This window comes from Bradyrhizobium arachidis (assembly GCF_024758505.1).
Taxonomy (GTDB): Bacteria; Pseudomonadota; Alphaproteobacteria; order Rhizobiales; family Xanthobacteraceae; genus Bradyrhizobium; species Bradyrhizobium manausense_C.
The window spans coordinates 1,842,729-1,865,717 of sequence record NZ_CP077970.1; the positions used below are offsets into that span (position 1 = coordinate 1,842,729).

Annotated in this window: 31 protein-coding genes; 28 read left to right on the forward strand and 3 right to left on the reverse strand. The window is 58.5% G+C overall.

Features of this window, described 5'->3' with window-relative positions; genetic code table 11:
* Positions 1–7 precede the first annotated feature (7 nt).
* Together KUF59_RS08165 and fdxB are read left to right on the forward strand one after the other, a co-directional pair.
* Positions 8–217 carry a CCE_0567 family metalloprotein gene (locus KUF59_RS08165; protein ID WP_258769204.1) on the forward strand — a complete coding sequence of 70 codons (210 nt, stop codon included), beginning with the start codon at positions 8–10 and terminating at the stop codon, positions 215–217.
* Position 218: 1 nt separating this feature from the next.
* Positions 219–503 (forward strand): ferredoxin III, nif-specific, encoded by a 285-nt coding sequence (gene fdxB / locus KUF59_RS08170; RefSeq protein ID WP_258769205.1) that lies wholly within the window; start codon positions 219–221, stop codon positions 501–503.
* Between the two features lie 268 nt (positions 504–771).
* On the opposite strand, the gene KUF59_RS08175 is transcribed toward fdxB, so the two are convergent.
* Complete coding sequence (locus KUF59_RS08175) at positions 772–1,086, reverse strand: hypothetical protein (RefSeq protein ID WP_258769206.1); 315 nt, start codon at positions 1,084–1,086, stop codon at positions 772–774.
* Positions 1,087–1,600: 514 nt separating this feature from the next.
* A complete protein-coding gene (locus KUF59_RS08180) occupies positions 1,601–2,191 on the reverse strand; it encodes a hypothetical protein (RefSeq protein WP_258769207.1) in 591 nt (196 codons plus the stop codon).
* Positions 2,192–2,525: 334 nt separating this feature from the next.
* Here KUF59_RS08180 and KUF59_RS08185 point away from each other — a divergent pair, with 334 nt between their 5' ends.
* From KUF59_RS08185 to KUF59_RS08260, 16 genes are all read left to right on the forward strand, one after another.
* Positions 2,526–2,846, forward strand: coding sequence for a HesB/IscA family protein (locus tag KUF59_RS08185; protein WP_258769992.1), 321 nt, complete (start codon positions 2,526–2,528; stop codon positions 2,844–2,846).
* A gap of 36 nt (positions 2,847–2,882) precedes the next feature.
* Positions 2,883–3,176 carry a NifU family protein gene (locus tag KUF59_RS08190; protein ID WP_258769208.1) on the forward strand — a complete coding sequence of 98 codons (294 nt, stop codon included), beginning with the start codon at positions 2,883–2,885 and terminating at the stop codon, positions 3,174–3,176.
* 12 nt (positions 3,177–3,188) lie between these two features.
* Positions 3,189–4,385 (forward strand): cysteine desulfurase NifS, encoded by a 1,197-nt coding sequence (gene nifS, locus KUF59_RS08195; RefSeq protein ID WP_258769209.1) that lies wholly within the window; start codon positions 3,189–3,191, stop codon positions 4,383–4,385.
* The gene (gene nifT, locus KUF59_RS08200) at positions 4,382–4,606 is read left to right on the forward strand and encodes a putative nitrogen fixation protein NifT (RefSeq protein WP_258769210.1); all 225 of its coding nucleotides are present in this window, start codon (positions 4,382–4,384) and stop codon (positions 4,604–4,606) included. Before nifS ends, nifT begins: the two co-directional genes overlap by 4 nt.
* The gene (locus tag KUF59_RS08205) at positions 4,603–5,469 is read left to right on the forward strand and encodes an SIR2 family NAD-dependent protein deacylase (RefSeq protein WP_258769211.1); all 867 of its coding nucleotides are present in this window, start codon (positions 4,603–4,605) and stop codon (positions 5,467–5,469) included. The genes nifT and KUF59_RS08205 overlap by 4 nt, the downstream gene beginning before the upstream one ends.
* A gap of 310 nt (positions 5,470–5,779) precedes the next feature.
* On the forward strand, positions 5,780–7,342 hold the full coding sequence (nifB, locus tag KUF59_RS08210; protein WP_258769212.1) for a nitrogenase cofactor biosynthesis protein NifB: 1,563 nt from the start codon (positions 5,780–5,782) through the stop codon (positions 7,340–7,342).
* A gap of 11 nt (positions 7,343–7,353) precedes the next feature.
* Entirely contained in the window at positions 7,354–7,596 is a 243-nt protein-coding gene (locus KUF59_RS08215) for a 4Fe-4S binding protein (RefSeq protein WP_258769213.1), read from the forward strand.
* Positions 7,597–7,914: 318 nt separating this feature from the next.
* A complete protein-coding gene (locus KUF59_RS08220) occupies positions 7,915–8,445 on the forward strand; it encodes a hypothetical protein (RefSeq protein WP_258769214.1) in 531 nt (176 codons plus the stop codon).
* On the forward strand, positions 8,438–8,671 hold the full coding sequence (locus KUF59_RS08225) for a 4Fe4S-binding leucine-rich repeat protein (protein ID WP_258769215.1): 234 nt from the start codon (positions 8,438–8,440) through the stop codon (positions 8,669–8,671). Before KUF59_RS08220 ends, KUF59_RS08225 begins: the two co-directional genes overlap by 8 nt.
* A 69-nt stretch (positions 8,672–8,740) precedes the next feature.
* On the forward strand, positions 8,741–9,061 hold the full coding sequence (locus KUF59_RS08230) for a nitrogen fixation protein NifZ (RefSeq protein WP_258769216.1): 321 nt from the start codon (positions 8,741–8,743) through the stop codon (positions 9,059–9,061).
* Complete coding sequence (locus KUF59_RS08235; RefSeq protein ID WP_258769217.1) at positions 9,058–9,297, forward strand: nitrogen fixation protein NifZ; 240 nt, start codon at positions 9,058–9,060, stop codon at positions 9,295–9,297. The genes KUF59_RS08230 and KUF59_RS08235 overlap by 4 nt, the downstream gene beginning before the upstream one ends.
* Positions 9,298–9,308: 11 nt before the next feature.
* Positions 9,309–9,662: a DUF3024 domain-containing protein gene (locus KUF59_RS08240; protein WP_258769218.1), complete on the forward strand. Its 354-nt coding sequence runs from the start codon at positions 9,309–9,311 to the stop codon at positions 9,660–9,662.
* A gap of 11 nt (positions 9,663–9,673) precedes the next feature.
* Positions 9,674–9,943, forward strand: coding sequence for a hypothetical protein (locus KUF59_RS08245; protein ID WP_258769219.1), 270 nt, complete (start codon positions 9,674–9,676; stop codon positions 9,941–9,943).
* A 71-nt stretch (positions 9,944–10,014) separates the two neighbouring features.
* Positions 10,015–11,151 (forward strand): DegT/DnrJ/EryC1/StrS family aminotransferase, encoded by a 1,137-nt coding sequence (locus KUF59_RS08250; protein ID WP_258769220.1) that lies wholly within the window; start codon positions 10,015–10,017, stop codon positions 11,149–11,151.
* A 658-nt stretch (positions 11,152–11,809) separates the two neighbouring features.
* Positions 11,810–12,043 (forward strand): BolA/IbaG family iron-sulfur metabolism protein, encoded by a 234-nt coding sequence (locus KUF59_RS08255; RefSeq protein ID WP_258769221.1) that lies wholly within the window; start codon positions 11,810–11,812, stop codon positions 12,041–12,043.
* 148 nt (positions 12,044–12,191) lie between these two features.
* Positions 12,192–12,542 (forward strand): (2Fe-2S) ferredoxin domain-containing protein, encoded by a 351-nt coding sequence (locus tag KUF59_RS08260; RefSeq protein ID WP_258769222.1) that lies wholly within the window; start codon positions 12,192–12,194, stop codon positions 12,540–12,542.
* Between the two features lie 120 nt (positions 12,543–12,662).
* On the opposite strand, the gene KUF59_RS08265 is transcribed toward KUF59_RS08260, so the two are convergent.
* Positions 12,663–13,094 (reverse strand): thioredoxin domain-containing protein, encoded by a 432-nt coding sequence (locus KUF59_RS08265; protein WP_258769223.1) that lies wholly within the window; start codon positions 13,092–13,094, stop codon positions 12,663–12,665.
* A gap of 738 nt (positions 13,095–13,832) precedes the next feature.
* Between KUF59_RS08265 and nifH the strand changes: the two genes are divergently transcribed.
* The 10 genes from nifH to KUF59_RS08315 all read left to right on the forward strand — a co-directional run bounded on the left by nifH (position 13,833) and on the right by KUF59_RS08315 (position 22,709).
* A complete protein-coding gene (gene nifH, locus KUF59_RS08270) occupies positions 13,833–14,723 on the forward strand; it encodes a nitrogenase iron protein (RefSeq protein WP_258769224.1) in 891 nt (296 codons plus the stop codon).
* Positions 14,724–14,775: 52 nt separating this feature from the next.
* Positions 14,776–15,510, forward strand: coding sequence for a nitrogen fixation protein NifQ (locus KUF59_RS08275; RefSeq protein ID WP_408918083.1), 735 nt, complete (start codon positions 14,776–14,778; stop codon positions 15,508–15,510).
* A gap of 130 nt (positions 15,511–15,640) precedes the next feature.
* Positions 15,641–16,012: a Fur family transcriptional regulator gene (locus KUF59_RS08280; RefSeq protein ID WP_258769225.1), complete on the forward strand. Its 372-nt coding sequence runs from the start codon at positions 15,641–15,643 to the stop codon at positions 16,010–16,012.
* Positions 16,013–16,151: 139 nt separating this feature from the next.
* Complete coding sequence (gene nifV, locus KUF59_RS08285) at positions 16,152–17,327, forward strand: homocitrate synthase (protein ID WP_258769226.1); 1,176 nt, start codon at positions 16,152–16,154, stop codon at positions 17,325–17,327.
* A 128-nt stretch (positions 17,328–17,455) separates the two neighbouring features.
* Positions 17,456–17,794, forward strand: a complete 339-nt coding sequence (gene nifW / locus KUF59_RS08290) for a nitrogenase stabilizing/protective protein NifW (RefSeq protein WP_258769227.1) — start codon at positions 17,456–17,458, stop codon at positions 17,792–17,794.
* Between the two features lie 691 nt (positions 17,795–18,485).
* Positions 18,486–19,598 carry an electron transfer flavoprotein subunit alpha/FixB family protein gene (locus tag KUF59_RS08295; RefSeq protein ID WP_258769228.1) on the forward strand — a complete coding sequence of 371 codons (1,113 nt, stop codon included), beginning with the start codon at positions 18,486–18,488 and terminating at the stop codon, positions 19,596–19,598.
* Positions 19,599–19,610: 12 nt separating this feature from the next.
* Entirely contained in the window at positions 19,611–20,918 is a 1,308-nt protein-coding gene (locus KUF59_RS08300) for an FAD-dependent oxidoreductase (RefSeq protein WP_258769229.1), read from the forward strand.
* Between the two features lie 38 nt (positions 20,919–20,956).
* A complete protein-coding gene (locus KUF59_RS08305) occupies positions 20,957–21,253 on the forward strand; it encodes a ferredoxin family protein (RefSeq protein ID WP_258769230.1) in 297 nt (98 codons plus the stop codon).
* Between the two features lie 182 nt (positions 21,254–21,435).
* Positions 21,436–22,248, forward strand: a complete 813-nt coding sequence (locus KUF59_RS08310) for a class I SAM-dependent methyltransferase (protein WP_258769231.1) — start codon at positions 21,436–21,438, stop codon at positions 22,246–22,248.
* Between the two features lie 212 nt (positions 22,249–22,460).
* Positions 22,461–22,709, forward strand: coding sequence for a hypothetical protein (locus KUF59_RS08315; protein WP_408918084.1), 249 nt, complete (start codon positions 22,461–22,463; stop codon positions 22,707–22,709).
* Positions 22,710–22,989: the final 280 nt, after the last annotated feature.

A 22,989-nucleotide genomic window follows, 5' to 3' on the forward strand; every position in this document is an offset into this window, starting at 1 on the left:
GTGATAGATGAGCAATCTTGAAGCACTGAAAGCCGATATCAAGAAGCTCTCGGTCAAGGCTACTCAAGCAAAGATGGATCTCCACGATCTAGCCGAGGGGCTGCCGGCGAATTGGACCTCGATCCTTAGCGTTGCCCAACAGGTCCACGACGCCTTCGACGAGCTAGAGCGCAAGCGCGAGGATCTCAAGGCGCAGGAAGAAGTAGACGGTTGGTGACATGTCATTTGCAACGCGCGACGGCCGCAATTGGAAGCCCGACTATCTGATTTCTATCGATCCCAAGAAATGCATCGGCTGCGGCCGCTGCTACAAGGTGTGCGGGCGCCAGGTCATGATTCTGAAAGGCATTAACGAGGCCGGCGAGATGATCGATCTCGAAGACGATGATGACGAGATCGAGAAGAAGGTCATGGTGCTGAATGATGACGGAGCGTGCATCGGCTGTGGTGCCTGCGCACGGGTGTGCCCGGCCAACTGCCAGAGCCACGCTCCAGCCGCTTGAATGTAGCCACCGCTTGAGGCGGAGCGATAATGTCCTTAGGGGTCTTCCGCAGTGGCCCGAGCGTGTGTGCGCCTGGTAACCTCTTAGTGAGAGTACGAGCGACATTGCTCCGCCTCTGCCGCCGGCGCGGCTTGGTTCAAATTCGACGAGGGTGGCGAGTCATTTTGCGCCGTCATCGCGAGGCTTATCCGCGGCGATTCAGTATGCAGGCGGGGAACTCGATGCTTGGCATGCTTGATGTCAGCGTCCGGAGCCAGCTCAACTCTTGCTACTCGATCCCCTGTTCACGTGCCTTCCTCATCGCAGCAATGCGAAACCGCTCGTGGATAGCGACGGGATTGCCGAGCATATCGGCCTCGGCCCTATTTAAAGCCGCGAGAACGAGCGTCGCTTCCTCGCGTGTCAGCGGGACGCGGCCAGCCATGTGAGTGGCCTCGGGCACTGTGGCCAAAATTGCTCGGCGATATGGATGATCCTTGACTTCGATGAGCTCGTCAGTTTCGAGCCTGCCCCCAAGCATGATTGCGAGCCCAACTACCTCAAGCTTGCGGCCGTCCTGAGTGGTCTTGATCAGAGTTGCCATTTCATTCAGTCTCCTACGCGGCAAACCAGTATAGCGAGCATGATCACGGAGTCGCGTCACGGCTCGGTCGGAGTTTTAGGTGGGGAGTCCTCTTTTCAGACCGCGCAATAATCCGCCCCGAAGCGTGACGCGCCTGTGGCGCAGATCCGCTTTTGAAAACTGCCTGGGACCACAGCACCAAGTCGGACGGTTTGCTTAAGGCCAGCAACGCGAATCTAGTCGTGTCAAACAGAAGGCGCACCGGCGCTTCACACATTTAAGCACTCGCTCTTTCGACGCGACAAAAATATCGGCATCGCGAAACCTGGACACGGACGGGCATTTTCGTCATCAGGCCGCTCCAGCCAGCCGTCTTCAGTGACGAACTTGAAATGGCAAGTTGCACCAGGGCAGCTTGCGCGCTTGGAGATTTTACAGTTTCGATCTCGTGCTTGTTCCAGCCCAGCGGAAAATTGCAATGTCACGCCCACGAGCTTGGCAGCACGAGAGCAGCGGAGAAATCTGACCCGATACCTTAGACAGGGCGGTTCTCGTTGCGGTTCTTCACTGGCTTCATCTTAGCGAGACCTTCCTCGTAGGAGAGTTCGGCATAAGATGCGTCGACGTTCTTGGCAGCGTCGAGCAGATAGTCGAGCTTGCCGGCAGTATTTAGCTTCTTGATGTCGTTCTTGTCGACTCCAGCAAGATCCATCATCTCCTTCCACACAGTCGACTCGTCACATGGCAGCACGCGGAACGTGATGTCACCGATCTTGGTACGGTATTTTGCCGATAGATCGATGTTGTTGCAGAACATGAAGTATCTGCCCTTCTGGCTCAATGCGCCGTCCAACACTCTTGCGACATCGGCAAGATAGGCAAAAGAATGCAGGTAGCCGGCCAGTACCGGGATCGCTGTCTCTCCCTCGTCTGCGACAGTCAATACCTGCTCGACCGAATAGTCGGGCGGACGCTTCTCGTCGGCAACCTGAGTCTGGAACTTTAGCGCGATATCGCCGCGGAAGCCGAAGCGGCCGGGCTTCGTGGTCTCGCCCTTAAGCACTGCATTTAGCAAGCGGCCCTCCTTGTCCAGCCGGCCAAGAACGGTGTTGTCGATGGACGTCATGAAGTCCTCCTCGTTTGATGGGGCCGGCGCAGATGTCGCACCGCGTGAACTCACCTTGCCATCTATGCAAATTGTTTGCCGGCTTCCCACGCCCGCAGCACAGTCAGCGGCAATCCTTCGTCTGTGCTTAAGTAGACAAGCGTGTCCGGCAGCGCGAAGATCACGACAATCTCTTCCCAAGCAGCAAACCCCTGTGTCGCAATCCCGACAGCTTCGCAACGCTAACAGGCGAGATCGGCAAAAGCCCAGCTCTGTCAGGAGCACGATTGTTGGCATGGGACTTGCCAAACCCATGGGAGACTTGCCAAACCCAAGTTGGCGCAGAGGGAAAGCGATGATTAATCTGACAGAGAGCGCGGAAAACGCGGTGAAGAGCGCGATTTCAACGGCAGCGCAGCCTGCGAGCGGCTTGCGGATAATGGTCGAAGGTGGCGGCTGCGCCGGGTTCAAGTACACGATGGGACTTGCCGATGCGCCGAAGCCCAACGATACCGTGATCGAGCGGGGGGGCATCAAGCTGTTTATCGACTACAACAGTCACGAGCATCTTGCCGGAACCACGATCGATTTCGTGGTGGCGCTCGAGGGCTCTGGTTTCACCTTTGACAATCCCAACGCAAAGTCGAGCTGCTCATGTGGCAAGTCATTTAGCTAAGGCCGACTTGCGAAGATAATTATAGAGAACCGGACAATGCTCGTCGAGACTCAACAATCAAGACAATTGGCCACCAAAGAGTCTTCCGGACGGGAGCGGATCGTCCGCGCCGTGCTCGACGAAATCCGGCCCAATCTGAAGCGTGACGGCGGGGATTGCGAGCTTATCGGCATCGATGGCAACAAGATCATGGTCAAGCTCACAGGCGCCTGCCTCTTCTGCAAGCTCGCAAGTGTGACCCTGGAAGGCATCCAGGCGCGGTTGATCGAAAGGCTAGGCGAGTTTGTCCGCCTGATCCCGGTTGCGGGATCTGCCAGAGCCGAACACTAAGGAAGACGCACCGTGCGGCCGGTTTACCTGGACAATAACGCGACCACACGCGCGGATCCGTCCGTCGTCGCGGCGATGTTGCCATTTTTCTCCGAGCAGTACGGCAATGCCTCCTCCGCGCATGCGGTGGGCAGGCAGGTCGCGGAAAGCATAAGAGGCGCGCGCAGGGGCGTGCAGGCGCTGATCGGTGCGGCCTTTGATCACGAGGTCGTCTTTACCTCAGGCGGCACCGAATCGGACAATACCGCGATTCTCTCGGCGCTTGCTGTGCAGGAGCAGCGCGACGAGATCGTCACCACAGCTGTGGAACATCCCGCCGTGCTGTCCCTTACAGACGAGCTCGGCCGACGCGGCACCAAATGCCATCTGATACCTGTCGATTGTGCCGGCCGACTCGACATTGACGCCTATCGCCGCGCGTTGTCCCCACGTACCGCGGTTGCCTCCGTCATGTGGGCCAATAATGAGACCGGCACGATCTTTCCGGTCGAGGTCCTCGCCAAGATGGCGCGCTCCGTCGGCGCACTCTTCCACACTGATGCGGTGCAGGCTGTGGGGCGAATTCCGATCGACGTAAAGACGACAGAGATCGACATGCTGTCGCTTTCTGGCCACAAGCTGCATGGTCCAAAAGGCATTGGCGCGCTCTATGTACGCAAAGACACCAAGTTCAGGCGGCTGATCTTCGGCGGCCCGCAGGAGCGCCGTCGGCGTTCCGGCACCGAGAACGTGCCCGGCATCATTGGGCTGGGTAGGGCTGCAGAGCTTGTTGCTGCAGAGCTCGGACGGGGGCGGATGAAAATCGCCGCCCTGCGCAATCGGTTGGAGCAAGGCGTCCTGGAGCTCGGCAATTGCGTGGTGCTCGGCGACCAAGAGGACCGCCTGCCAAACACATCAAACATCGCCTTTGAACATCTGGAAGGTGAAGCAATCACTCATCATTTGAATCGCGCCGGCGTTGCAGCGTCCCTGGGATCTGCCTGTAGGTCTGGCTCTATGGAGCCGTCGCACGTGCTGCGCGCAATGAACGTACCCTCGGCCTGGTTGCGCGGCGCGGTCCGCTTCTCATTGTCTCGCGAGACCACGAGCGAGGAGATCGATCGTGTCCTTGTTGTGCTCCGGAAGATCATTACGAAACTGAGAGGGGCATCATCTGGGGGGCTAGAGCGCGCAAGGTCTATTTCTCGATTCAATGAGTCTGTCCGATGAAGGTCATTATTCGTCGTTCACCTGAAGTCGGTCTCTCGATTTACGTGCCCAAGAAGGATCTTGAAGAGCCGATCGTTGAATCCGAGTACGAGACGCTGTGGGGCGGCTGGATCAGAATCGCCAATGGCTGGGTGCTCGATCTCCCGCCGATGACGAGCGACACAACCTTGCCAATTACAGTCAACGCAAGGAAGCGTGGCGGCGACCGCGAAGAGGCATGAACGCGCTCAATCCAGGAATCGAGTTCATTAATGGGCAGGCGGCCGAAGCCATCCTCCGCAAGGTTGCCGAGGAGCTTCGTCGCGGCCATGTTGTTCCCTATCTCGGACCCGGCTTAGCGGAGTTGTCGAAGGCGAGTGTACCGAGAAGTCCCGAGGACCTAGCGGCATTCTTCGGCAGCAAGCTGGCCTTGCCAAGACGCACGAGAGGGAACGCCTGGGCCTCCGCACAGCACATTGAGACCACGAGGCACCGCACCACCCTGACAGCGATGATGGCGGACGCCTTTAGCACACCGGTCGAGCCGGCGCTGCTACAGCGGCATCTCGCAGGGCTGCCGCTGCCGTTGATCGTCGATAGCTGGTACGATGACGCGATGAGAAACGCGCTGACGAGACGCAGCAATTGGGGCGAGGTCCAAGGAATCAACCGCGCTGGTCTCAGCGAGCATCGTTGGTACCGCTTCTATGATGCCGCAGGCACTGAAGTCGACTGCTCTTCGGCAAGAAGGTGGCAAACTATCCTTTACAAACCGCACGGCAGCGTCGCCCCGGCCAAGAATTTCCTTGTCTCCGATGCCGATTATGTTGAGGTGCTAACCGAAATCGACATACAGACGCCAATTCCGGACGACGTCATGGATCGCCGCACCGGCCGCAGCTTCCTATTTCTTGGCTGCCGCTTCAATGACCAGCTTCTGCGTACCTATGCGCGACAGGTGCTAAAGCGCTCTGCAGATGTACACTACGCGGTGATCGAGCCCGAAACGCTCTCCAAGAATGAGCGCCGCTTTCTGCTCGAGCAGGGCGTGAGGCCACTCGCAATTCCGCTCGCCCATGCCGTCGAGATCCTCCGGACCAATTAGCGGAAGCAGTCAATTGTTCGGCAGTCGGAAAGGGAACTCTCCACCCCGCATCGCCTCCACCCGGTGAGCGATCCTTCCAGCAAATCAGAGGGAAATGAGACTGATAGAGTCAACATCTCTGCTCACGCGCTGCTGCGTGGCGTCTTAGCAACAAGGCATGTCGACTTTCCAACATGCCTCGGCAACAAAACATCCGTGCCCTTTGTAAGTCATTGACACGACCATGAAAGTCGCGTGCCCTGGCTATGGCACGCCGGTTGCTAAGACCTGGATACACAAGCTTGTTTGGTCTGAAGGGAGAACTGGGCAAATGGATGCTCCAACGCAACAGGAAGCATCGAGCAGCGCCATTGAGATCGGCGAAATCACGCGGGTGCTTGCCAAGCAAAAGGGCTGCGGCACGAGCAGCGGCAGCGGCAGCGGCTGGGCTGGCTGCGGCTCGCAGGCGAACCGCGGCGATCTGCCAGCCGAGACATGGGAGAAGGTGAAAAACCACCCCTGCTATAGTGAGGAAGCGCATCATCACTATGCGCGCATGCATGTCGCGGTCGCGCCGGCCTGCAATATCAAGTGCAACTACTGCAACCGAAAATATGACTGTGCCAATGAATCGCGCCCCGGCGTGGTCAGCGAGAGGCTGACGCCCGAACAGGCCGCTAAGAAGGTCGCGGCGGTCGCTTCTACCATTCCACAGATGACCGTGCTCGGCATCGCCGGTCCTGGCGACCCCCTAGCCAACCCCGAAAAGACCTTCAAGACGTTCGAGCTCGTCCGCGAGGCCGCACCCGATCTCAAGCTGTGCCTGTCAACGAACGGTCTGGCACTACCCGATTACGTCGACACCATCACAAAATTCAATGTCGACCACGTCACGATCACGATCAATATGATCGACCCCGTAATCGGCGCAAAGATCTGTCCCTGGATCTTCTACAAGCACAAACGCTACGCCGGCATCCAAGCTGCAAAGATCCTCACCGATCGCCAGCTCCAGGGGTTGGAAATGCTCACTGCGCGGGGAATCCTCTGCAAGATCAACTCGGTCATGATCCCCGGGATAAACGATCGGCACCTCCTCGAGGTCAACAAAGCTGTGAAACGGCGCGGTGCCTTCCTGCACAATATCATGCCGTTGATTTCCTCGCCCGAACACGGCACCGTGTTTGGTTTGAATGGCCAGCGCGGCCCGACGGCGCGGGAATTGAAGGCGTTGCAGGATGGCTGCGAGGGTGAGATGCGCATGATGCGCCACTGCCGTCAGTGTCGGGCCGACGCGGTCGGCCTCCTCGGCGAAGACCGTCGCGCGGAGTTCACCACCGAAAAACTCATGGACATCGATGTCAAATACGATGTCGAGAGCCGCAAAGTCTATCAGGCCAAGATCGAGGAAGAGCGCGCCGCCAAGTCTACTGCCGAGCGCGCGGACCTTACGAAACGCGCAGATAGCGTTAGCGACATTAAGCTTCTGGTGGCGGTCGCGACCAAGGGGGCAGGCCTGATCAACGAACACTTTGGTCATGCCAAGGAGTTCCAGGTCTATGAGCTCTCCAGCGACGGTGCCAAATTCGTTGGCCATCGCCGCATCGATCCGTACTGCCAGGGAGGCTATGCGGAGGAAGGAAGCCTCGCGACTGTCATCGAAGCTGTTAGCGATTGCCATGCGGTGTTCATCGCCAAGATTGGCAGTCGCCCCAGGACGGAATTGATCAAAGCTGGCGTCGAGCCGGTCGATGAGTACGCTCATGAACCAATCGATACATCAACGGTTGCCTGGTTCGAGGCCTATCTCGACAGGGTCAGCAGCGGCGCGATCGAACATGAGGAACGTGGTGATGCCGCGATCCGCCCGCGCCCGCTGACTTCCGCGGCATGAGATAGAAAAAAATGCCGTTCAAGATCATCGCCTCTCAGTGCACGGGCTGTTCGGCCTGCGAGCCAGAATGCCCAAACGTCGCGATCGCGGAGAAGGCCGGAACGTTCGTGATTGATCCTAAAAAATGTACCGAATGCATCGGCCATTTTGACGAACCGCAATGTGTGGCGGTCTGCCCAGTCGACAACACCTGTGTCATCGACACCTCGCTTGCGCGCTACCGGGAGCCCGCTCGAGCGGAGGACAGGACATGAACGTTATGAATATGCGAGCGGTGCGACGAATCGCCCGCTTGATGCTCCAAGCCGACAGATTCTCCGGCTGCTACCTTTGCCTTGCGATTAGCCCAGGCGGATGTTCGGGGCTTGGCTGTGGAGGGAGCCTGATAGAAGAGCCGTGGGTCCTTGATGCTAGAGTAGAGAACGATCACGTCGAGCCGCTCCGGGAGAGCCCGCAGCTGCACGAGGGTGCGACGATTGACTTGCCAAATGATCCGAAGTGGACTGGGTTCGTATCGCCAGATCACAAGCAAGTCTCCAGCGCGCATTGCTGATTGTAAGGGGCTGCCAACGATGCCAGAAGCTCTGTTCAGCCCGCAATCCGAAATCAACGAGGCGCTCCTCACCAGCACCTTGCTCGGACATGGGCTGCCCAGCGAGGCCGAGCATCATCTGTGGGAGGCGAGCCTCTTCTATCATCTCGATGAGATCGCCGAAAGCCACTTGCGCCAGGCCGAGGCGCTCGCACCAGAGCATGCAGCAGTGCTGATTGGCCTCTTTCGCTTCTATTTCTACAAGGCGCGTCTCGCTGAGGCGTTGCAGGTCGCTCAGCGTTGCATAAACAAGGCGGCCGAGGTGAACAATCTTTCGTCGGACTGGCGCCTGGTCCGTGCCGGTGACGCGGAGTTCGGCCGTTATGAAAACATTCTGCCACGCTTCTTTCTATTCTCGCTGAAAGGATATGCCTATTTGCAAATGCGCCTTGGTCGTACCGAGGAAGGGCGTATAGCGGTTCAAAAGCTGCTGGAGCTCGATCCCACTGATAAGATCGGTGCCAAGGTTCTCCTAAGTGTGCTTGTACACATGGGTCAAGACGATGACTGATGACATCGATGAGGCCCGAGACTGGCTGGGCAGTCAGGTCCATTGCGCCCGCTCCGTGCATGTTGGTCTGAAGCACGTTAGCCGCTGTCAGCCCAAGCACGCTTGCGTCAACGAGCGCTGTGCCCGACGCATCGATCGTTTCTTCGCGCCGCGACAAAGACTGGCGTATCCGGCACAAGGTTGCGAGCCGGATCGCGCCCTCCGACCTTATAGGCCTTGTCGATGACCCATACCAGCCTAGCGCGCGAGGTCGCGCGTTCGCGACTTGCCATCGAGCCAGAACGAGGAGCCCGGCATGCGCACTAATGTTCCTGATGATGATGTCGTCGAGCTGATGGCAGGACCCGTCTTCGACTTCGGGGAGAAGGTGCGGGCCAATCGCACCATCCGCAATGACGGCACCTATGCCGGCAAAGACATCGGCGACATCCTGGCCAAGAAGGGCGAGGTCGGCTACGTCGTGTCGATCGGCACTTTCCTGCAGCGGTTTTACATCTACGGCGTCCAATTCATCGAAAGCGGCAACAGGGTCGGCATGAAGGGCAAGGAACTCGATCCGATCGTGCCTCGCGACACGGTCGAAGACCTGCTCTTGCCGGGAGCTAAAGCACGATGATCGAAGCCAAGCGGCCAAAATTTCAGCGGGGCCAGCGCGTGAAGGCGATGTTCGACCTGATCAATGACGGGTCCTTCCCCGATGCTCCAGCGGAAGGCCTCCTAGTTAACCTCGGTGACATCGGCGAGATCGTCCAGGTCGGCCGGCATACAGAAGCGAACCTGCCGATCTATCTGGTCGAGTTCGGTGAAAAATTGGTCGTCGGCTGCCTCGAAAGAGAAATTGGCCCGGTTTAGGAAGTGGACGCATGATCGCCGGCTTAGGCAGAAATCCGGGACGACCCGCGCACCCTAACGACATCGATCGCATGCGAATCGAGCGCGCGCTAAGATCGAGAGAACGCTACCGTTATGTCTCAGCGAGCATCACCGCTGTTGCCGGCGGCTACTTGATCGAAAGTCCATGCTGCTCGCGCAACATCGATATCGACGGCGGGATTATTGACGTGGCCCTGCTGCATCACAACAGCGCAAGCGCCTGCTGGCAGGTCTTCCGAAAGGATCACAAGCAATGCGTCTGGAAGCTGCACTCGACGCACCGGCGCTTGGCAGCGGTTACCGATCTCTTGAACGCCGATCCGGAACGCGTGTTCTGGCAATAAGGAGCCGTTGGATGGCTTTGGGAGCAGACGAAATCGCGGATATCGAGCAGGAGCTCGGGTCATTCGATGATGTATCTCAAGCTTATGCGGCTTTGCGACAAAGATACCCGCATCTATCCTGGATTCGCTGCGACGCCTCCGATCTCACCGAAATACCCTTTTGCAGCATCAGGCAATTCGACCTGCATTTGCTCGATAGCGCTGATCATTGTGCGCGGATCACGGACGATCCAACGCGGGCGACCGGCATTGTGTTGGCCAAGCGGGCGGCCGAGTTGTGACCGGACCAAATCTAACCTATGGCTGCGTTGCAGAGGCCGACGAAGAGCCGGGTCAAACGGGACATAGCTCATTGATTCCATTGTCGGATCCCGACATTACCCAGGTCGAAATCGCGGCAGTCGATCGCGTGTTGCGCTCGCAACGGCTCTCAAATGGCGCGGTCACCGAACAATTCGAGGCGGCATTTGCTGCCTATCTCGGGCGGAACTATGCCGTTGCAGTACCGAGCGGCACCATCGGCCTTCTGCTTTGCCTGAAGGCTTGCGGCATTGCTGCGGGCGACGAAGTGATCGCCTCGTCCTATTCATATCGCGAAACTGCGCACGCAATTAGCCTCGCGGGTGCACTGCCGGTGTTTGCGGACATTGACTATTGGTCCGGGACACTCGCGCCGCAGAAAGTCGAGGAGCGCATCACGCCAAAGAGCCGCGCCATTTTCGCCGCCAACATTAATGGGCATCCCGCAGCTTGGTCGGAGCTGCGGGATATCGCCAGTAGGCACAATCTGCTGCTGCTGGAAGATTCCACTGAGGCCATCGCCTCGCGTTACAAGGGCCAACTGGTCGGCACCTTCGGCGATGTCGCCGTGTTTGACTTGGCCCAGCCCTCGCTTCTGACCTGCGGCGAAGGCGCGATAGTGGTTACCGATGATATCGAGCGAGCAGTGGCGCTACGTCGCCACCGCTCGCATCGGCTGGACGACCGTTCTTCCATTGCCGTCGGTTCGGTTGCGCCATATCAGGCCGGGATGAGCGATCTTTCCGCTGCGCTGGGACTTGCGCAGCTAAGGCGTATCGACGAGATCTTGGAGCGGCGCCGGCTGATCGGGCAGCTTTACGCGACGCATATGCAGTCGTTCGAAGGTATCAAACCTCCCTATGTCGAGTCTGACGCGACTGAAGTCAACTGGTTCCTCTATGTTGTCCATCTCGGGACGCGTTTCATGCGCTCCAGCCGCGACGCGGTCGTCGAGGACCTCCGCGTCCAGCAAATCGAGGCTGCCGCCTACAGCCGTCCCCTGCACCTGCAGCGGCACTATTTCGATCTCGGCTACCGCCGTGGCGATCTGCCGGTGATCGAAAAGATCTCCGATCGCGCCGTCGCACTGCCGTTTCATACGCATCTCACCGACAGCCAAATCGAGTTCATCGTTGAGACTATGAAAGACGCCTCGATCAATGTGGGCGCAGGGGCGGCGATCTACTGAATGGCCGATAGATGGAGCACAAAGGACGATTAAGTTGACCGTGGTGGCCGACATTCGCGAACCCAAGACCATCTCAGAATTCATGAAGACAAGCATGTTTCGTAGGCCAATATGCCGAAGCTTGACCCAGCGGCAACTTCTTCATGTCGGACCAAGCGTTTCCTCAAGTGTGACCGCGATAAGTAGATCTTCGAGATCGACGCTGGGCTCTGCCTGGAGAGGCTCTGCAAAGGCAAAAGTTCTGTCGATCATGCTAATGTCCTCGAGGGCGAGGTCTTTCTTTGTGCGGCCAGCGATTGATGGTCGAGAACAACCGGTTGCTTGATGTGTTCGACGATGGCGAGGAGATCATAGTGATCACGATCCATCCAGACTACCGGTCTCGAGTCACCAATGCTCAAAGATTTGAGAACGCTGCTCAAGGATGAACTCGTACTGAGCGGTCACAGGTTCTCCCGAATCGAATTCATGGCAGACCGACGCTCACCGCTGTAATGCGGCAGTGTCGCCAATCGATACGAATTCTTGTTGTCTCTGCGGCAGTCCGCCGGCTGGATCGTCGATTAGCATCTGCGTCGCGGACCCTCTCGTCGGATGGCCGTCGCTACAGTTGGTTTGGAGCTTGCATGAAGCTGTGCCAGAGCAGGAGTGAGCGACCATGGTGATGGCTGGACCGACAATTGAGGCCTTGATCCGCGAGGCGTTTCCCGACGCGGATGTGGTCGTGACCGAGCTCGGAGGCACCGGGCGCTACTGTGGGACACGAATCGTGTCGCAGGCCTTTGCCGGCAAGAGTCGTATCGAGCAGCATCGGATGATCTATGAGGCGCTAAAGGGCAAGATAACCGACACGTTCCAGGCGCTCGTGCTCGAAACAACCGTTCCAAAATGAGCCGCTTGCAAGGAAAGACTCAATGAGTGTCCTAACCGGACAATGTATTAAGCGCTCCAGTGCTGGAGGTGACATCCAACCCGTTCGAACCGGCTGATCATCCTACAGCTCTATATTTGTGACGATAGCAAGTTGGGGTAACAGACGCATGGACAACAATATGAACGAGTTTGAACTTCCGCAGCTCTACCGGCATCACGTGTTTTCCTGTCACACTCAGCGCCCGCCCGACCATCCGCACGGCAGCTGTGGGACGGCAGGCGGTGGACCTTTGTGGGAACGGCTCGGCAAAGCGATCGAGGCGAGAGGTCTCACAGATGTCGGATTCACAGCAGCCGGCTGTCTCGGCTTCTGCAGCTCCGGTCCCCTGATGGTCGTCTATCCTGACGGTGTCTGGTATCGTCCGCGTAGCTCGGAAGACATTGACGAGATTGTTGACTCCCATTTGAAGAATGGCCGCCGTGTCGACCGCCTCGTCATCGTGCTCACGCGGAGTTAGCGGCTCCGCCGCTTGTGGTATGAAGATAGACGTCGCAGCGATGCATCGGCGTTGGCGCGGAGGGGGGATCCTTCTCCTCGCACTTGAGCGGGAACGTCTCGCTGAAAGGATGCCTCGCGTCTATCCGCGTCGCAGAAAAGGCCCGACAGTGGTACAAGGCAGTGCGTAGGTGTGCGTGCAGTTCTGAAGCTCGCGCCTCGGACTTGCGCCCAGCAGCGACAGTACGGGTTCCCGGTCAAATCCGGCACATTTCATATTTACGGCTTCGATCAGTGGACGCCGGATCAGCAGAGGACTTTCGAGCAACAAGGCGATCGCGTCGATTGCATTGATCGCCGTCGGGTCAATCGCGCCCGATTTCACCTGCCGCGCGGCGGGGTTGAACCAGGATCGAACCGGCGTGTCACCAAAGAAAGTAAGCAGATTTGGCGCTGTCCAGAGCTCGGTCAGCAGGTTCTTTGCAACGACGCGATGTCCCGCCGCCTCCAGGGCGCGAATCTGGCGCGCGTTCGTGCTGCAGCCGGGCTTCTGCCAAAGCAGAACAGTAGCCATGTCCAATATCCTCTTTCTTTACAGTGAGCTGGATCACTGGCGTCGTTGTCGATCCTTTTTGCGGGGGCGATCGAGGGTTGGCGGCGTCACCGCTCCGCGGCCAGCCCTCACGCCTCCAGTCGTCGAGGTTGTCTAGGCGATCAAAATGCGCAGACCGCTCGATTGCTCGGCTTGACCGATCGGACCAGTCCGCGGAGCCGCCGGAGCAGTATCGCGTGAGGCAGTTGGTGGTTTGGCGTAGGTCCGTTCGGGCGTGCCTGTTCGTCGGTCTCGACATGCCTTGGAGTGTGAACAGCAATGCTGCACGGCGGATCTCGTCCCCAGCGCGCGCCAGGGGTACTGCCGCCTCGACGCCGATCTGCATGTCGCATTCTCCTCAAATCGCCACTTGGTGAGGAGGTAGCAATTTCTGTTCCGCATTGTGCGGCTGCTTCGCAGCAGAATCTTGCTTTCGGGAGCCGGCTCTGTCCTGCTTCTGACAGGACCATTATCGGTCGGCAGCGCCTGTTGGTCGTGAACTTCCATGGTTCTTCGAGGACGACCAAGCGCTTAGCGCAAGCGCCGCGAATGGCACGCCAGTTGCTACACGGATGCTGCAGGAGTGAGGCTGGAGCGCGCCTGGTGCTTTTGGCGAGCATCTTCTCCTTCCCAAAGCTCGTGTGCCCACCTTTCCGAGAGAGAAGCAATCTCACACAAGCCCAGCGCAAAATCGTTGGAAATCGATGGATGGAGAGCAACATGTCGTCACTGAGACAAATCGCGTTTTACGGCAAGGGTGGTATCGGCAAATCGACCACATCACAGAACACGCTCGCAGCGCTTGCCGAGATGGGCCACAAGATCCTGATCGTTGGCTGCGATCCGAAGGCCGACTCGACCCGCCTGATTCTGCATGCCAAGGCACAGGATACGATCTTGAGTCTCGCGGCGAGCGCCGGCAGCGTCGAGGATCTCGAGATCGAGGACGTCTTGAAGGTCGGGTATAAAGATATCCGCTGCGTCGAATCCGGTGGTCCGGAGCCAGGCGTCGGGTGCGCTGGCCGGGGCGTCATTACGTCGATTAACTTCTTGGAAGAGAACGGCGCCTACGAGGACATCGATTACGTGTCCTACGACGTGCTCGGCGACGTCGTCTGCGGCGGCTTTGCGATGCCAATACGCGAGAACAAGGCGCAAGAGATCTACATCGTCATGTCCGGCGAGATGATGGCGATGTACGCCGCCAACAACATCTCCAAGGGCATTCTGAAGTATGCCAATTCCGGCGGCGTAAGGCTCGGCGGCTTGATCTGTAATGAGCGGCAGACCGACAAGGAGCTGGAACTGGCGGAAGCGCTCGCCAAGAAGCTCGGCACCCAGCTGATCTACTTCGTCCCCCGTGACAACATTGTCCAGCATGCCGAGCTACGCCGCATGACCGTGCTGGAATATGCGCCGGACTCCAAGCAGGCGGAACACTATCGCAATCTCGCGTCCAAAGTTCACAACAATGGCGGCAAGGGCATCATCCCGACGCCGATCAGCATGGACGAACTTGAGGATATGCTGATGGAGCACGGCATCATGAAGCCAATCGACGAAAGCCAGGTCGGAAAGACCGCTTCCGAACTCGCCGCCCCTTCGGCGTGACCCAGCGCGTCGGCCTCCCGAAAAGGCGGCCATCACAATTGAAGGCCTAACGATGGAGTTGTCCGTGATTGTAGCGGAGGAGGAGCCAATCGATGCGATGTCAATTCCGTCGGGCGGCCTCCCCGCTGACAGACGGCAGGCCGGAATTGAACTCTACCGTCTTCTAACTGGCTGCGATCCGGCAGATGCCGACGTAAGCGATAATGGAGACTTTGATCGGCATGTGCTCGCCTCAGTTCTTTGTGCCGCTGTGATGGATGGGGGGCCGCTTCCCGAGCGCGCGGGCCTGACTACGGAGGACCTCAATGAACTGCTGGCGCAGTGTTTCTCATTAGCGCCCGTACACACTCTCGTCTCGATCGAAAACGTCGTTTCGACCAGCGACGAGGAGGTCATGGTGCGTGACCTTCTGCTTGAACAGCGATCGACGGAGGGCGAGGTCAGCCGCTGGTTGGCGGCCATGATCGCGCGGCGAGCGATGGAGCCGAACCATTTGTGGGAAGATCTCGGATTGCGCGCGCGGCCTGAGTTGTCGCGCCTATTGGCGCGCCATTTTGCGCCCCTGGCAGCGCAAAATACCAAGAATATGCGCTGGAAGCGCTTCTTCTATCGCAGATTGTGTGAGGACGAAGGTATGGCCATGTGCACGACGCCTGTGTGTACACAATGCAACGACTTCGATCACTGTTTCGGCGAAGAGACCGGCGAAAGCAGGATGGCGGGGCGCCACCGCGACTATCTGCGCGGAGTGGAGGTCATGTCGGAGCCACCAGGCAGGCGCGAGTGAATCGATTATGTACGGGATCTCCGCTGACCGCCTCGCAGGAGCGTCGGAAGCTGCGCAGCCTGAACTCGCGCAACGGCTTTGCACCGGAAGTTCCGCGACAGGGTGCATGCGGCGACTGCGTGAGGCGGGCATGAGGCCGACGCGCCGGCGCGTACGGCTGGCTCAGTTACTCTTCGCAAGGGGCGATCGCCATGTTACCGCCGAAATGCTCTTCAACGAGGCGATCGAAGCCAACATCGAACTCTCAAGTGCGACGATCTACAACACGCTAAACCAGTTCACAAAAGCTGGCTTGTTGCACCGAATCATGCCCAACCGCTCAAAACTATTCTTTGATACCGATACAAGCATACATCCGCATTTCTATCTCGTCGACGAAGACATTTTGATCAATATCCCCGAAAAGCTCCTGTTTGCGCAGATGCCGAAGGCCCTACCGGGCCACGAGATTTCTCGGCTCGACGTCATCGTCCACATTCGCCGTAGGGCAGCCGACATCTGATGCGTCAGATCTCCTACATTGTTGTATTTATGACCAACCCAGTTACTGCCTATTATTAATTTAATCTCAGAAGTCTGCCTCACCGATCGCTCTGGCACAGCCGTTGCTCACGATTCAGCGGGGAAGGCGGAATCCGCCCATGGCCTTTGGAGTGACCGTGTCTAGCAAGTTGCAGACAAGACAGATAGTCCTGAATGATACCACGTTACGCGACGGCGAGCAGGCTCCCGGCGTGGCCTTCGCAACAGCGGAAAAGGTATCGATTGCACGTGTGCTAGCAAGCGTCGGGATTACCGAGATCGAGGCCGGCACGCCGGCGATGGGCCATGAAGAAGCCAGCGCGATCCGCGCAATTGTCGAAGCTAGCTTGGAAGCGACAATCATCGCCTGGTGCCGGATGAAACGTTCTGATGTCGATGCGGCAATCGAATCTGGCGTTTCAATGGTTAATGTTTCGGTCCCATCCTCCGACCTGCAAATAGCCGCCAAGCTCGGCACCGGTCGGATCGCCGCGCTCGAGCAGCTGAAGCGGATTGTGGGCTACGCTCGCGACAAGGGGCTCGATGTCGCAGTCGGAGGCGAAGACTCTTCGCGCGCCGACGTCAACTTCCTGGTCGAGCTGGTCGCCGCGGCAAAGAACGCCGGTGCCCGGCGCTTTCGTGTCGCAGATACACTCAGCGTGCTCGATCCCGATTCGGCCTTTGCGCTGGTGGCGGCGCTGCGTGCCACCACCGATCTCGAGATTGAATTCCACGGCCACGACGACCTGGGCCTTGCAACCGCAAACACGCTCGCCGCAATCAAGGCCGGTGCAACGCACGCCTCAGTCACTGTGATCGGCCTCGGCGAGCGCGCTGGCAACGCGCCGCTTGAAGAGGTCGCTGTCGCGCTCAAACAGCTGTATGGATGCGATACGGGCATCGTGCTGTCGGAACTCGAGAATGTCGCTGCCCTCGTCGCGGCCGCCGCCGTCCGCACCATCCCACTCAACAAGGCGATTGTGGGCGAGCATGTCTTTACGCACGAATCCGGTATCCATATCGATGGTCTCCTGAAGGATCAGCGCAGCTATCAGGCGCTCGATCCAGAACTGCTCGGTCGCTCCAATCGCTTTGTGATCGGCAAACATTCGGGGATCGCCGCGATCACCGCGCTGCTGTCCGAATTGCAGCTTTCCGTCAGCGCCGAGGAAAGCAGGGCGATTCTTGCGCGCGTCCGCAAGCATGCCGTTGAGCACAAGGGTGGGGTGGGGCGTGAGACTGTGATGACGATCTGGCGCGAGGTCCGCGAGCGCTCCCTGCCCAAGGCGACGTAAGGCCGCCATGTCCAAAATAGCCGCCCTCTCTGTTCTCGAACGGGTAGTTAGGCCAGCACGCCAGCGTGTTGCACCCCGATGACGAGCAAGCGGGCCGTACTCGGCATAGCGCAATGGTAGAAATACGGATGGAAACGATGGTAAACGGAATCCTTTTTCAATTGAGCAAGGCTGGTGCGGCCGAGGAGTTTTTTGAGCTGCTCGGCGTCAAGTACGATCCTAAAATCGTCAATGTGGCGCGTCTCCACATCTTGCGACGCATGGGGCAGTATCTCGCGGCCGAAGACTTGACTGCTGCAACCGATGCGGAGGTCGCTAAACGGTGTAAAGCCGTGCTGGAGCGGGCATACGCCGACTTCGTGACCTCCTCTCCAATCGATCAACGCGTTTTCAAGGTTCTGAAGGAAGCCGTCGCGCCACGGCCGAAGAAAGCGCCACCCTTCGTGCAACTCGACAGGTTGAAGTGACAGCGCTTGTCCTCACCTCGCTTTCGTTCGCTGCACTTCCCGGCCTTCCCGCAACAACGAGGCCGCTGCTGAGCGTGGGCGCCCCGATTTGCTCGAAGGGCTGTCGAGATGCGAACATTCCGAATTGCAACGTCGCGCTAACCCTCCTTGTCGTGGCTAAGTTCGCCTGTGACGATCATAAGCGTGGATCTGGTGCCGCTGTTCGGTTTGCGACGCGTGGTCGCCGCATTCTCTTGTCGGGTCGGGCCTCTGTCGGCCAAGGGGCATGCCGCTGATTTTGTAAGCCTCTGTATTAGCACCGAAATTCGAATGCGCGCCCAGTTGGTACGACACTTGCTGTCTGTATTGGCAGCAAAGCCTTGGAGAAGCGCATGCACATCGTCGTCTGCATTAAGCAAGTCCCGGTTTCCGCGCAGATGAGAGTGCAGCTGTGAGCAAGACCATCATGCCTCAAACGGGAAGGTCCGACCTCCAAGCCCTGTTTGCACTCGTACAATGCGACCTCCGCGGCTCGCCCTCTGTACCGAACGCCAATTGGGGCCGGGGTCACGCAGCAAGACTGATCTAATCGAAGTTCGGCGAGCAACTCGGCCCCGCCCTTAGAGGGGGTGACCCGCGAGCGCCAGACGAACTCGAAAAGCCGGCCTCGCGACGTTGGCGCACGGCTAGTATAGCAAGGAAAACCAATATCATGAGCAGTACCCCCAAAAGCCGCGCTCCGGCCGCCGCCTCTGGCCGTGCCGCGACCAAGAAGGAGTTGCCCGAGCGCTTTAAGGCCTACAAGCACGTTTGGGTTTTCGTCGAGCAGGAACGCGGGGTTGTGCACCCCGTGTCCTGGGAACTCATGGGTGCCGGCCGTAAGCTTGCCGACAAGCTCAAGGTTGATCTTGCCGCGGTCATCATCGGCCCAGAAGGTGAGGCGACACAACAAGCGGCTGCGCAATCGTTCTGCTATGGCGCCGACCTCGTGTACATGGTTGCCGACAATCTCTTGGCCGACTATCGCAACGAGTCCTACACGAAGGCTCTGACCGATCTTGTCAACCTCTACAAGCCGGAAATCCTGCTCTTGGGGGCAACTACGCTCGGCCGCGATCTCGCGGGCTCGGTCGCAACTACGTTGCTTACGGGACTGACTGCCGATTGCACAGAGCTCGATGTCGATGCCGACGGTTCGCTCGCTGCGACGCGCCCGACCTTCGGAGGCTCGTTACTCTGCACGATCTATACGCTGAACTTTCGTCCGCAAATGGCAACCGTCCGCCCACGTGTGATGCCGATGCCAAAGCGCGTCGCGCGCCCAGTCGGTCGGATTATCACCCAGTTACTCGGACTCGTCGAACACGACATCGTCACAAAAGTTCTCTCTTTCCTGCCTGACCGCAACTCAGCAAAATCCAACCTCGCTTATGCCGATGCCGTCGTCGCGGGCGGCCTTGGGCTCGGATCACCGGAGAATTTCCAGCTGGTGCACCAGCTGGCGACCGCGCTTGGTGCCGAATACGGCAGTTCGCGGCCGCTGGTACAGAAGGGCTGGGTCTCCTCCGATCGCCAGATCGGCCAGACCGGCAAGACGATCCGACCGAAACTTTATATCGCCGCCGGCATTTCGGGGGCGATCCAGCACCGAGTTGGAGTTGAGGGCGCCGATCTTATCGTTGCTATCAACACCGATAAGAACGCGCCGATTTTCGACTTCGCTCATATAGGCATCGTCACCGATGCCATTCATTTCTTGCCGCCGCTCACCGCCGCGTTCCGCGAGCGGCTGTCGCCACATTCCAGCGATCGCATAGCAGGTTAAAGGAGTACGATCATGATCGAGGAAAAATTCGATGCCATCGTCGTTGGCGCGGGCATGGCCGGCAATGCGGCCGCGCTCACCATGGCCGAGGGTGGCATGAAGGTGCTGCAGCTCGAACGCGGCGAGTATTCGGGATCAAAGAACGTGCAGGGCGCGATCCTCTATGCCGACATGCTCGAGAAGCTGGTTCCCGATTTCCGTGAGGACGCTCCGCTTGAGCGACATTTGGTCGAGCAGCGCTTCTGGATGATGGACGATCGCGCGCACACCGGCTTGCATTACCGCTCCGAGGATTTCAACGAGGAGAAGCCGAACCGCTACACCATCATCCGCGCTCAATTCGACAAATGGTTTTCACAAAAGGTTCGCGAAGCCGGCGCCACAGTATTATGCGAAACAACTGTCACCGACCTGGCACGAGACTCCCATGGCAAGGTCATCGGTGTAAGAACCGATCGCCGCGATGGGGAGATCCACGCCGACATCGTCGTGTTGGCGGAGGGCGTCAACGGCATGCTTGGTACGCGGGCTGGCCTGCGGGAGCGGCCGCAGCCCGAGAAGGTTGCGCTCGCAGTCAAGGAAATGCACTTCCTGCCGCGCGAGATCATTGAGGCGCGTTTCAATCTAAAGGGTGACGAAGGCGTAGTGATCGAGGCCGTAGGCACGATTTCTCGCGGCATGACCGGCATGGGGTTTATCTACGCCAACAAGGAATGCATCTCGCTGGGTATCGGCTGCCTGGTCGCCGACTTCCAGCGAACGGGCGAGACGCCTTATGGCCTGCTCGATCGTTTCAAACGGCATCCTTCGGTCGCCCCGCTCATAGAAGGCTCCGAGGTGAAGGAATATTCTGCCCATCTGATCCCAGAAGGGGGCTTCAAAGCGATACCTGAACTCTATGGCAAGGGCTGGGTCGTGATCGGCGACGCCGCGCAGCTTAACAACACAATTCATCGCGAAGGATCAAACCTCGCGATGACGTCGGGCCGGATTGCGGCAGAAGCGATCCTTCAGATCAAGTCGCGGAATCAACCGATGACCCCGCAGAACCTGGCGCTATACAAGAAGATGCTCGATGAATCTTTCGTGATAAAGGATCTAAGGAAGTACAAAGACATGCCGGCGCTGATGCACACTCGGTCACAAAACTTCTTCCTGACCTATCCGCAGCTCGTCTCAAAGGCTATGCAGAACTTTCTGCGCGTCGACGGCACGCCTAAAATCGAAAAAGAGAAGCTCACACTCAGGTCGTTCACCAAAGCTCGCTCGCGCCGAGGTCTGTTTGGCGATGCCTTTCGCCTCGTGCGCGCGTGGCGGTGAACGAAAGAGCAGGACATGTCAACGAGGGAGACCTAATTATGTCGATCGAGCTATCCATGCGTGTCGAAGACAAGCTATTCAACAACCGCTATCTCGTCGATACCGGCCGCCCCCACATCAAGGTGCGGCCGCATCCCAAACCATCGCCGCAGCTTTTGTCAATGCTGAAGGTTTGCCCAGCGCGATGCTATGAGCTCAACGAACAGGGCCAGGTTGAGGCTACCGTCGACGGCTGCATCGAATGCGGCACTTGCCGAGTAATTTGCGAGGAGAGCGGCGACATCGAATGGAGCTATCCACGAGGCGGCTACGGCGTGCTATTTAAATTCGGATGAAGCAAAATGGAGAGTTTCCCGGAGAGTCGCGATTCTGCAGCTATCAAGCCGCGATTTCCCGAGCGTCGAGGCGTCTTCCATGAACTGTCCGAGGGCTATGAGAGCATGATCGGGCTTTCGGGCGAACAGCAGACCTCTGCACAAGATCAGCGCAGAACTAAATAACATCGCAGAGGATCGTGATGAGGACAGAACATCTCGCCTCCTACGTTCTAAGGGGTGGAGAAGAGGGCCGGGCACGTCTTGCAGTGATCGCCCGCGTGCTGGCGGAACCAACACGCTTGCTGCTCGATCGATCCGAACCGCTCGAAGGATGCGCGGCCATCGATGCAGGCTGCGGCGGTGGCGATATAACGTTCGAATTGGCAAAGAGGGTTGGCAGAGCCGGCCAAGTCTTCGGTCTGGATCTCGACGAAGACAAAATCGTTCTGGCACGGGCCGAGGCTAAGCGGCGTGGCATCCCAAATGTGGAATTCTGCCGCGCAGACGTTACGCATCATTGGCCGGTGCGCGGGGTATCAGTGGTGAGCGTTCGGTTCGTGCTTACTCATCTCGTCGATCCTCGCGAGGCGCTCAAACAAGCATACGAGGCGCTCCGACCTGGGGGTATGATCGTGGTGCAGGATATCGATTGTGACGGCGAGTTCTGCGATCCGCCGTCGGCTGCGTTTCGTCGCAAAGGCGAACTCTTCATTGAAGCCGTGCGCAGGCGCGGCGGAGATCCCTTGATTGGCCGTAGGCTCGTCGCGCTCCTCGAAGCCGCAGGCTTCTCCGACGTTCACTCCTCAATGGTTCAGCCTTACGGGCGCGATGGTGACGTCAAGCGGGTTCCATTGCTGACTTTCACCGCAATTCGCGACGCGCTGCTTCAGTTAGGGCTCACCAGCATCCAGGAGATCGGCGGCATTACGGCCGAGCTCGAAGCGTTCCTCGATCGGCCTAACACGACTGTCGGGCTGCCGCGGATCTTCCATGCCTGGGGACGGAGGCAGTGAAGCTTGAGTTTGCCGGCTTGCTATACCTCGAGCGCGCTCCACGATGGTTTGAGAGCGCGCGACGATGGTTCGACAGTGCATGACGTGAAGCCTGCTGCTGGGCCGTTTTTCGCCGTACGCACGATAAGAACCAGCGGCGGAAACCGGCAAGACGAAGCTTGGGTTTTCTCACTAGCGTATTTTCACCAAATGCAGCACGCGAGGACAAAAGCGTGAAGACGATGACAAACGAGGATTTTGCGGCCATGCGCAGTCATCGTGACCGCATCCATCGTTATCGCCGTATACTCAAGACGCGGCCAACTGGACTCGAGCATCAGGATCTCGAGCGACGTTTGTGCGAAGAGCGTTGTGCTTTCGATGCCTTAATAGCCGGTAGCTTTCCACTAGTTTTCAAAATTCCGCATGGGGCTGACCGGGAGAGGTCTGTTTCAGTCACGGCGAAGGGCGCCATCGTGTGACTAAAGCCGCCCGACCCCTCGGTGCCGGTGTTCGCTGCCCCGATGATTGCAGTTGTCGCGAGCCAAGCGCTGGTAAGCGGCAAGCTGAGGCCGTCGGGCGGCGTGATTTCCATGGTATAATCGCGTCGATTTCGCTGCTTGGCCAGTCCGTTGGCGATACCCCGAAGCGTTAGGGTGAGCCAGGCGAACGGATCTACGTTGTTCGTCTTAGTTGTCTGCAGCAGTGTTCGTAAAGCCGTATGTCCGTCTCTTCCGGTGAGGTGGCTCGCCCTATACTGCG

Excerpts from the sequence above, each read along its gene's own strand:
- KUF59_RS08165 (WP_258769204.1), top strand. The coding sequence starts at position 8 with ATGAGCAATCTTGAAGCACTGAAAGCCGATATCAAGAAGCTCTCGGTC.
- fdxB (WP_258769205.1), top strand. The coding sequence starts at position 219 with ATGTCATTTGCAACGCGCGACGGCCGCAATTGGAAGCCCGACTATCTG.
- KUF59_RS08175 (WP_258769206.1), bottom strand. The coding sequence starts at position 1,086 with ATGGCAACTCTGATCAAGACCACTCAGGACGGCCGCAAGCTTGAGGTA.
- KUF59_RS08180 (WP_258769207.1), bottom strand. The coding sequence starts at position 2,191 with ATGACGTCCATCGACAACACCGTTCTTGGCCGGCTGGACAAGGAGGGC.
- KUF59_RS08185 (WP_258769992.1), top strand. The coding sequence starts at position 2,526 with ATGATTAATCTGACAGAGAGCGCGGAAAACGCGGTGAAGAGCGCGATT.
- KUF59_RS08190 (WP_258769208.1), top strand. The coding sequence starts at position 2,883 with ATGCTCGTCGAGACTCAACAATCAAGACAATTGGCCACCAAAGAGTCT.
- nifT (WP_258769210.1), top strand. The coding sequence starts at position 4,382 with ATGAAGGTCATTATTCGTCGTTCACCTGAAGTCGGTCTCTCGATTTAC.
- KUF59_RS08205 (WP_258769211.1), top strand. The coding sequence starts at position 4,603 with ATGAACGCGCTCAATCCAGGAATCGAGTTCATTAATGGGCAGGCGGCC.
- nifB (WP_258769212.1), top strand. The coding sequence starts at position 5,780 with ATGGATGCTCCAACGCAACAGGAAGCATCGAGCAGCGCCATTGAGATC.
- KUF59_RS08215 (WP_258769213.1), top strand. The coding sequence starts at position 7,354 with ATGCCGTTCAAGATCATCGCCTCTCAGTGCACGGGCTGTTCGGCCTGC.
- KUF59_RS08220 (WP_258769214.1), top strand. The coding sequence starts at position 7,915 with ATGCCAGAAGCTCTGTTCAGCCCGCAATCCGAAATCAACGAGGCGCTC.
- KUF59_RS08225 (WP_258769215.1), top strand. The coding sequence starts at position 8,438 with ATGACTGATGACATCGATGAGGCCCGAGACTGGCTGGGCAGTCAGGTC.
- KUF59_RS08230 (WP_258769216.1), top strand. The coding sequence starts at position 8,741 with ATGCGCACTAATGTTCCTGATGATGATGTCGTCGAGCTGATGGCAGGA.
- KUF59_RS08235 (WP_258769217.1), top strand. The coding sequence starts at position 9,058 with ATGATCGAAGCCAAGCGGCCAAAATTTCAGCGGGGCCAGCGCGTGAAG.
- KUF59_RS08240 (WP_258769218.1), top strand. The coding sequence starts at position 9,309 with ATGATCGCCGGCTTAGGCAGAAATCCGGGACGACCCGCGCACCCTAAC.
- KUF59_RS08245 (WP_258769219.1), top strand. The coding sequence starts at position 9,674 with ATGGCTTTGGGAGCAGACGAAATCGCGGATATCGAGCAGGAGCTCGGG.
- KUF59_RS08255 (WP_258769221.1), top strand. The coding sequence starts at position 11,810 with ATGGTGATGGCTGGACCGACAATTGAGGCCTTGATCCGCGAGGCGTTT.
- KUF59_RS08260 (WP_258769222.1), top strand. The coding sequence starts at position 12,192 with ATGGACAACAATATGAACGAGTTTGAACTTCCGCAGCTCTACCGGCAT.
- KUF59_RS08265 (WP_258769223.1), bottom strand. The coding sequence starts at position 13,094 with ATGGCTACTGTTCTGCTTTGGCAGAAGCCCGGCTGCAGCACGAACGCG.
- nifH (WP_258769224.1), top strand. The coding sequence starts at position 13,833 with ATGTCGTCACTGAGACAAATCGCGTTTTACGGCAAGGGTGGTATCGGC.
- KUF59_RS08275 (WP_408918083.1), top strand. The coding sequence starts at position 14,776 with ATGGAGTTGTCCGTGATTGTAGCGGAGGAGGAGCCAATCGATGCGATG.
- KUF59_RS08280 (WP_258769225.1), top strand. The coding sequence starts at position 15,641 with ATGAGGCCGACGCGCCGGCGCGTACGGCTGGCTCAGTTACTCTTCGCA.
- nifV (WP_258769226.1), top strand. The coding sequence starts at position 16,152 with ATGGCCTTTGGAGTGACCGTGTCTAGCAAGTTGCAGACAAGACAGATA.
- nifW (WP_258769227.1), top strand. The coding sequence starts at position 17,456 with ATGGAAACGATGGTAAACGGAATCCTTTTTCAATTGAGCAAGGCTGGT.
- KUF59_RS08295 (WP_258769228.1), top strand. The coding sequence starts at position 18,486 with ATGAGCAGTACCCCCAAAAGCCGCGCTCCGGCCGCCGCCTCTGGCCGT.
- KUF59_RS08300 (WP_258769229.1), top strand. The coding sequence starts at position 19,611 with ATGATCGAGGAAAAATTCGATGCCATCGTCGTTGGCGCGGGCATGGCC.
- KUF59_RS08305 (WP_258769230.1), top strand. The coding sequence starts at position 20,957 with ATGTCGATCGAGCTATCCATGCGTGTCGAAGACAAGCTATTCAACAAC.
- KUF59_RS08310 (WP_258769231.1), top strand. The coding sequence starts at position 21,436 with ATGAGGACAGAACATCTCGCCTCCTACGTTCTAAGGGGTGGAGAAGAG.